Here is a 7472-nt window from a genome sequence, read left to right as displayed (position 1 = left end):
CGCTCCGCTCCGGGCGGGAGGGTCCTCCGCTGGAGGACGTGGGGGTGGATCGCTTGCCGAAGCGGGCCTCGGCGGGGGCTGAGCCCAGCAGGAGGGTGGCGGTGAGCGCGGAGCCGAGCACGGCCTTCGATGAGGGCAAGGTCCACTCCTCTTCCTGGCGGGGGACAACGGGGGAGCGACATTCAAGGGTCGCCGGCCCCGCGCGGCCATGGCCCCCGGGGGTGGGCGGGCGTTGTCCAATCGCGCTTGTATGACTTCGGGCAGCGGGGCGCGCGTCGAGTGAGCACGGCCCGACACGTGGGAGGAATTGCCTTTCACCGGCCGACGCTCGCCATGCATCCCTGGCCTCGGCGCCCCATCTCTGCCTCCATGGGGGACCGGGCCTATGTGCCTGTCCGGGGCGGGCGGATGCTCACGGTTCGACAGTGAGCGGAAGCCCGGCGGCGTGACACGTGTCAGCGAGCGACGGAGGCACTAGGGTGGCAATCGTGACCCATGTGGTGATGCAACCAACCGTGCTCCTGGTGGAGGACGACCCGGACCTGCGGGGGGTGATGGCGGAAGCGCTCCAGGACGAAGGCTACGAGGTGGCCATGGCCATCAACAGCCGTGAGGCCCTGCGCGTGCTCGTGTCGCTGGAGGTGCCGTGTCTGGTGTTGGTGGACCTGGAGACGCCGCGCGTGCAGGGGCTGGGCCTGCTTGAGACCTTGGGCAAGGATTCGCGCTTCGCGCAGTCGCGCGTGGTGGTCATGTGCGCGGAGTCGAGACCCTGTCCGGAGGGCGTGGTGGCGATGCTGCGCAAGCCGGTGCGGCTCAAGGACCTGCTGGCCGCGGTCCAGGCGCACTGCCCGGGGCCCCAGCCTGAGGTGTCCCGAAGGGTCAGTAGGTGAGGCCCAGGCCGAAGTAGGGGCCGTGGAAGCTGTCGCGGTGGGCGACGCCGTCCACGTGGCCCGCGTCGTCCAGCAGCATGCCCCGGTAGCCGCCGCGCAGCACCAGCGCGCCCAGGTGCAGCGCCAGCGCGGCGCTCGCGTCCACCTGGCGGTAGGGGAAGGGCGTCACCTGCGTGCGCGCCTCGAAGTCCAGCGGGCCCGCCAGGCACGCCTCGAACGACATGCCCAGGCTGGGGCCCACGAAGGAGATGTCCGGCGCGCTCGCGGTGCTCACACCGGCTTCCGCGCGCAGGCGGACGCGCTCCAGGGAGACGAGCGCCCAGGTGAGGTGCGCCTCGAACAGGGTGATGCTGTCCGAATCAGAGGAGCCGTCGTCGGCGTCCACGCTGATGCCGGTGACGCGCGCGTCCACGCCGAAGCGCCGGCCCTCCAGGCCGATGAAGAGGTCACCCGCGCCGCCGCTGTTGACGGGGCCGGCCTGGAAGCCGACGCGGAAGGACAGGGGCGCCGCGTGACGCTCCTGCCGCACCTCACCCCGGTGCCGGGGCTCGTCCACCACCATCAACCGGTGGTTGCCGCCGGTGAGCACGAAGGCGAGGAAGCCGATGCCGTCCGCGACGTCCGACGCGACATGACGGCTGTTGTTGTTGCGGCGCCGGCGTGGCCGGTCGTCGTCATCGTCGGAGTCCGACTGGCCCACCGGCGTGGCCTCGTGCGTGTCGTCCTTCTTGTCGTCGTCCTTCTTCGAATCGCTCTGCGAAGGACGGGAACGCTTGCCGAAGCGCGCCTCGGCGGACGTCGAGCCCAGCATCAATCCCAGGGCAAGCACGGCGCTCAGGACGGAACGGAAAGGGAACACGGTGGACTCCTCGGCGGGGTGGCCGGAACCAGGCAACGCGAGTCAGGACGACTGACCGCCTGCTTTATTCATACACCCGGGGTGTACGGGATGCGCACCGCCCCCCTGGCCGGACGCCTTCCTCACGGGCCCACCGCGCCCAGGTGCCCGGGAGGTTCAAACCGACACCCCCGGGCCCGGCTTGGAGCCTGGAGCGGGGCTCCTACTTCCTGTAGCAGAGCTTGGGGTTCTTCACGCAAGCCACGGCCAGGCATTCGCTGGCGGAGCGCTGGGCGCAGCCCTTCTTGCACTTGCCGGGCGTGGTGCTGAAGTCGCAGGTCGGGTCGTCGCACGTGTTGCGCTCGGCCACGGTCAGCGCGTCGCAGGGACTGTTGAGGTAGGTGCTGATGGGCTCGGGGTGGGACACGCCGTCGTCGTCGCTGCAGGCCTCGAAGTCGCCGTCGCCCTGGACGAGGGGGCCATCATTCACGGCGCAGCGGGGCGCCTGGGCGCTGGAGCTGCCGGGCTCACAGGGGCCCACGGTGCGGGCCAGACAGCCATAGGCCCTCACCCCGCTGACGACGGCGTTGGCGCAGATGCGCGAGGCCAGGTGCTCGTCCCCGGCAATCCAGTCCTTGGCGAAGCAGGCGTGGACGTTCTGGTACGGGTAGCCGGTGAAGTTCGGCTTGGTGAGCTGGGGCAGGTAGGTGTCCATGTTGATGAAGACCTCCACGGCCAGGGCCTTCATGTCGAAGAGGTTCCCGAAGAAGGCGCCCTCTCTGAAGGTGAACGCGCCGAAGGACGCGGCGGGGTAGCGGCCGAGCGTCGCGGCGGGGCTCACCCACGAGCCCGGCGCGGACGTGCGGTCATAGGGCGCGGACATGACGCTGTACTTGCCGTTCCGGGGGCAGGTGAACGTCGCGCTGGGGGCGTCTCCGCCGCAGTCGTTCTTCTCCGCCGCGGCCAGGGCGCGGCTGGCCTCGCAGCCGTAGAGCTCCTTGCACACGCGCAGCACGCGGCGGCCCGAGCCGGAGCCGAGCGCTCCAGTGCAGGTGCCCGGCCTCGGCGCGCCCCCGCCCACCGTCACCTGCGTGCCCGCGGCGCAGCTACCCACGCCCTCGCCCACCCAGCCACACTCCTCATTCAGCCCGGAGCCGCTCCTGTCACAGGGCAGGAACATGGGGTGCCACTGCTTGGGGTCACCGGTGGGGTTGAAGGTCCGGTCGTCCCGGGGGTCCTCTCCGCGCAGGGAGATTTCCACCGTGTGGCCATAGGCGTTGTTGCGAGCCAGCAGGCACGCGCTCACGTAGCCCAGGCACTCCTTGCTGGGGGCCTGGTACTCCCACTCCGAGCACAGCCCCGCGCCTCCGGTGAAGGTGTACACGTCGCCCCGGCGGTCCTTCCACTCCACCACGGACGTCGCGGGCAGCGCGCATTCGACCAGGTAGTGCATGACGTTGCGCGCGGCCGGGTCCTCGAGCTGGTACCGGAGGCGCGCGTCACTGGCGAAGGAGCGCGAGGTCAGCGGCTCCGAGGTGAGCGCCTCGATGGAGCGCGCGTTGGTGGTGAGCGCGTTGAAGGCCAGGTCCGCGGTGGAGAGCGAGTTGAGGATGCGGATGCCCGGCTCGGCGTCGGCGCGGGACAGCGGCAGCAGCGCGGCCAGGCACACGAGGGCGGCCAGCACGGGCCGGAAGGGGGCTCGGAGTGACATGCGGAAGGAAGACATGGGGAAGGACCTCGCGCGGAAGAAGACTCGAGGGACGCGAGGTAGCACACGCCGGGCCGACGCTCATGCCGCAGTATTTCCGTGCGGTTGCGCGTGGCGGACCCGGTGCCCTGTTGCCCCCAGGTCCACAGGTGCCGGGACAGGTGTGGACGTGGAGGCCACGCCGGAGCGGGGGCCCGGGGCTCCCGGCCCGTCAGCGGCGCGTGCCCTTCTTGCCCTTGGCCGAGCCCGCGCGTCGCGGCTCCGAGCGTCCCTGGCTCTGGGGTGGCTCGGCGGGGGCCACGGAGCAGGCCGCCGCGGCATTCAGGGCCTCCGCCCGGGCGCTCTGGTGTTGCTGCTCCAGCACGCGCAGCCGCCGGGACATGGCCTCGCGCAGGGCCTGCAGCTCCGCCACGCGGGCCTCGGACTCGGCAGCCTCGCGCTCCAACTGGGCGCCGCGCTCGGCCAGCGCGGACACAGAGCGGGTACTGGCCCAGGTCGCCGTTCCACCCAGCAGGCACACGCCCGCGAGCAGACCCCAGGGCAGCCACGCCCGGCGCCACCGCGCCGCCTCGTTTCGCCGCGTCGCTTCCATGCCCGCCCAAGGCTAGCGAGCCACCCGCTGTAGGCCTCAAGGCGACGGCCCTGCCACTTGGGGATTTACAGGGCGGCCTCAAGTTTACAGGGCGGAAATGAAGTCACGGGCTTGATTCGGACGCCCGGCCGGGGCGTCATCCGGCCCCTTTCCTCCAACTTCGGGAGTCGGTGGGCTGATGGCGATTGCTTGCGTGGTGCTGGACTTCGACGGGACCTTCACGGACGTGGCGACGGAGAGCGCGCCCTTCTTGAAACACTTTCGTGACGGACTGGTCCGCGCACTGGGGCAGGGGGTGGAGCAGGCCTGGGAGGAGGAGGTCTCAGCGCTGCGAGCGGGAGCCGACCTCCTGGGGTGGAACCTGGGCGGCAAGGTGGTGGCGCCCGCGACGGCGGACCCGTACCTGACGGCCACGACGGCGGCGCACCGCATCTTCCAGCGCCTCTCCGTGGGCACCGACGAGGCGACGCGCTCGGAGGCCGTGCAGACGATGTATCGCGAGTCCTACGTGCACTCGGCCACGGCCTTCAAGCCGGAGGCGAAGGAGGTGCTGGAGGCGCTGCTCGCCACGGGCCTGCCCGTCACCGTGGTGACGAACGCGCACACGGAGCTGGTGGAGAAGAAGCTGGACACCCTGGCGCCCAAGGGCCGCGAGCGGCTGAAGGTCTCCGGCGACGCCCGCAAGTTCCTGTTGGACCCGCCGGACGTGCCTGACGCGCGCTTCGACGCGCTGCCGGAGACGCAGGTGCTGGAAGGCGTGCTGCGCCGGCCCATCTACCTGCGCCGGGGTCGCTACTTCGAGGCCCTCAAGCACATCTGGGACACCACCGGCACGCGGCCCGAGGACACGCTGGTGGCCGGCGACATCTATGAATTGGACCTGGCGCTGCCGGCCGCGCTGGGCGCGCACGTGCAGCTCGTCGCCCGCGACAACGTGTTGCCGTACGAGCTGAAGGCCATCGACGCGCTGGGGGCTCGCGGTGGCGTGGACAAGAGCCTGCTCGCGCTCCTGCCGCGCCTGCGCTGAAGCAGCCCCCGGCGATATGCGCCCCAGCGGCGCGGCGTTGACGAGGCTGTCGTCCGCCGCGCCCTTTTCGTTGGGGCCTGAAAGCCTGGGAGCCCGCCATGTCCGTCCGCCGCTCGCTGTCGTCATGCCTCCTGGCCGCCTGCGTGTCCGCCTGCGCGACGTCTCGACAGGTGGTTCCGGAGGCGCCTCCCGTCGTCGTCCAGAGACTGGCGAGGGAGCCCGGCTGCGCGTTCGAGGTCTTCGAGGAGCGTGAGCCCCCGCGTCCCTATGCGGAACTCGGCACCCTGACGATGACGGGCAACGAGTGGCTGGGCGCGAAGGGCCGCAAGGAACTGCTCCAGGAGACCGTCTGTCTGATGGGCGCGGACGCCGTGCTGCTGCCTCACCCCGCGGAGCGGAAGCTGGCCAGCGGCCATGGGGCCGGCGGCCAGCGCCTCAGGGAGTACGAGGCCCGCTTCGTGGCCTGGACGGATGTGCCCGCCCGCGTGGCGCGGCTCGAGGATCCGCCGCCCCTCGACCAGCGCCCCCCGCTCACGGCGGAGGACGGCTACCTCATCATCCCCGTGGACCCGGAGTGGACCAGCGAGTCCATTGGCACCGCGGTGCGCGAGGTGAAGCCCGCCGACGCCGCGAAGCAGTAGCCGGGAAGCTCCAGCGCACGAGCACACGCTGGAAACACGAAGCCCCGCGTCCCAGGGAAGGGGGCGCGGGGCTCGGTGCGACGGGCCTTGGGAGCCGGGAGTCTTAGACCTTCGCGCCCGGGGTGGGCTGGAAGACGTCGTTGAACTCCACGATGGCCTTGTTCAGCGAGGCCTTGATGTCGTTGGTGAGCTCGCGCTTGGAGGCGATGTCCTTCGAGAGGTTCGGGTACTTGCCGTCCGTGAAGTCCAGGAACTCACGCATCCAGCGCACCACGTCCGCCACGGGAATCTCGCGAATCCAGCCGCGCTTCTTGGGGTCGTCGCGGTTGGTTGCGGCGTAGATCTGCATGACCTGACGCTCGACGGGCAGCGGCTCGTACTGGCCCTGCTTGAGCAGCTCCACCATGCGGGCGCCGCGGGCCAGCGTCTCCTGCGTGGCCTTGTCGAGGTCCGAGCCGAACTGGGAGAAGGCGGCCAGCTCGCGGTACTGCGCGAGCTCCAGCTTCATGGTGCCGGCCACCTGCTTCATGGCCTTGATCTGCGCGGCGGAACCGACGCGGGACACCGAGAGGCCCACGTTGATGGCCGGGCGGACGCCGGCGAAGAACAGGTCCGTCTCGAGGAAGATCTGGCCGTCGGTGATGGAGATGACGTTCGTCGGGATGTAGGCGGACACGTCGCCGGCCTGCGTCTCGATGATGGGGAGCGCCGTGAGCGAGCCCGCGCCCTCTTCGTCGGACAGCTTGGCGGCGCGCTCCAGCAGGCGGCTGTGCACGTAGAACACGTCGCCGGGGTACGCCTCACGACCCGGGGGGCGGCGCAGCAGCAGCGACAGCTGGCGGTACGCCACGGCCTGCTTGGACAGGTCGTCGTAGATGATGAGGGCGTGCATCTTGTTGTCGCGGAAGTACTCGCCGATGGCCACGCCGGCGTACGGCGCGAAGAACTGCATCGGGGCCGGGTCGGAGGCGTTGGCCGCCACCACCGTGGTGTACTCCATGGCGCCGAAGCGGTTGAGCTTCTCCACCACCTGGGCGACCGTCGACTGCTTCTGGCCGATGGCCACGTAGATGCAGTAAACGTTCAGGCCCTTCTGGTTGATGATGGTGTCGATGGCGACGGCCGTCTTGCCCGTCTGGCGGTCACCGATGATGAGCTCGCGCTGACCACGACCCACCGGCACCAGCGCGTCCAGCGCCTTGATGCCCGTCTGCAGCGGCTCGTGCACGCTCTTGCGCTTCACGATGCCGGGCGCCTTCACTTCCAGGCGGCGCATCTCGGTGGCCTCGATGGGGCCCTTGCCGTCCAGGGGCAGACCGAGCGGGTCCACCACGCGGCCCAGCAGGCCCTTGCCCACCGGCACGGAGGCGATCTGCTGGGTGCGCTTGACGGTGTCGCCCTCGCGGATGGCCTGGAAGTCGCCCATGATGGCGACGCCGACGTTGTCCTCCTCGAGGTTCAGCACGAGGCCCTTCACGCCGTTGGTGAACTCCACCAGCTCACCGGCCTGCACGCCCTCGAGGCCGTAGATGCGCGCGATACCGTCGCCCACGGACAGCACGGTGCCCGTCTCCGCGACGGTGACCTTCTTGCCGTAGTCCTTGATCTGCTCCCGGATGATTCTGCTGATCTCGTCGGCGCGGATTTCCATGGGCGTTTTGCGTCCTCGAACAGGGGGCGGGCCGGGTCGGTTCGGGTCCGCCGAAAGCTAGAAGTCGGGGCCCCTTACCATGCACCCCTACCCACTGCAATGCGCACGACATTCGGGCTGTCTCT

Annotated in this window: 7 protein-coding genes; 3 read left to right on the top strand and 4 right to left on the bottom strand. The window is 70.3% G+C overall.

Annotated features, from left to right (window positions below; genetic code table 11):
• The first annotated feature begins 479 nt into the window (after positions 1-479).
• The gene (locus tag HUW62_RS44305) at positions 480-890 is read left to right on the top strand and encodes a two-component system response regulator (RefSeq protein WP_163869926.1); all 411 of its coding nucleotides are present in this window, start codon (positions 480-482) and stop codon (positions 888-890) included.
• Here HUW62_RS44305 and HUW62_RS44300 read toward each other — a convergent pair.
• The 3 genes from HUW62_RS44300 to HUW62_RS44290 form a co-directional block, all read right to left on the bottom strand.
• Entirely contained in the window at positions 880-1749 is an 870-nt protein-coding gene (locus HUW62_RS44300; RefSeq protein ID WP_163869927.1) for a hypothetical protein, read from the bottom strand. The two genes, HUW62_RS44305 and HUW62_RS44300, sit on opposite strands and share 11 nt — an antisense overlap.
• Before the next feature lie 202 nt (positions 1750-1951).
• Positions 1952-3454, bottom strand: a complete 1503-nt coding sequence (locus tag HUW62_RS44295; protein ID WP_240357065.1) for a hypothetical protein — start codon at positions 3452-3454, stop codon at positions 1952-1954.
• 193 nt (positions 3455-3647) lie between these two features.
• Positions 3648-4028, bottom strand: a complete 381-nt coding sequence (locus HUW62_RS44290) for a hypothetical protein (protein ID WP_163869928.1) — start codon at positions 4026-4028, stop codon at positions 3648-3650.
• Positions 4029-4206: 178 nt separating this feature from the next.
• Between HUW62_RS44290 and HUW62_RS44285 the strand changes: the two genes are divergently transcribed.
• The gene (locus tag HUW62_RS44285; RefSeq protein ID WP_176437876.1) at positions 4207-5055 is read left to right on the top strand and encodes an HAD family hydrolase; all 849 of its coding nucleotides are present in this window, start codon (positions 4207-4209) and stop codon (positions 5053-5055) included.
• A gap of 98 nt (positions 5056-5153) precedes the next feature.
• Positions 5154-5696 carry a hypothetical protein gene (locus HUW62_RS44280; RefSeq protein WP_176437875.1) on the top strand — a complete coding sequence of 181 codons (543 nt, stop codon included), beginning with the start codon at positions 5154-5156 and terminating at the stop codon, positions 5694-5696.
• A 103-nt stretch (positions 5697-5799) separates the two neighbouring features.
• On the opposite strand, the gene atpA is transcribed toward HUW62_RS44280, so the two are convergent.
• Complete coding sequence (gene atpA, locus HUW62_RS44275) at positions 5800-7347, bottom strand: F0F1 ATP synthase subunit alpha (RefSeq protein ID WP_163869931.1); 1548 nt, start codon at positions 7345-7347, stop codon at positions 5800-5802.
• Between the last annotated feature and the right edge of the window lie 125 nt (positions 7348-7472).

Source organism: Myxococcus sp. AM011 (assembly GCF_013372595.1).
GTDB lineage: Bacteria > Myxococcota > Myxococcia > Myxococcales > Myxococcaceae > Myxococcus > Myxococcus eversor.
This window is presented reverse-complemented; position numbering and strand designations above follow the sequence as displayed.

What these genes read in the sequence shown, in the direction of transcription:
- HUW62_RS44295 (WP_240357065.1), bottom strand. Translation starts at nt 3,454, where the DNA reads ATGTCTTCCTTCCGCATGTCACTCCGAGCCCCCTTCCGGCCCGTGCTG.
- HUW62_RS44280 (WP_176437875.1), top strand. Translation starts at nt 5,154, where the DNA reads ATGTCCGTCCGCCGCTCGCTGTCGTCATGCCTCCTGGCCGCCTGCGTG.
- HUW62_RS44285 (WP_176437876.1), top strand. Translation starts at nt 4,207, where the DNA reads ATGGCGATTGCTTGCGTGGTGCTGGACTTCGACGGGACCTTCACGGAC.
- atpA (WP_163869931.1), bottom strand. Translation starts at nt 7,347, where the DNA reads ATGGAAATCCGCGCCGACGAGATCAGCAGAATCATCCGGGAGCAGATC.
- HUW62_RS44290 (WP_163869928.1), bottom strand. Translation starts at nt 4,028, where the DNA reads ATGGAAGCGACGCGGCGAAACGAGGCGGCGCGGTGGCGCCGGGCGTGG.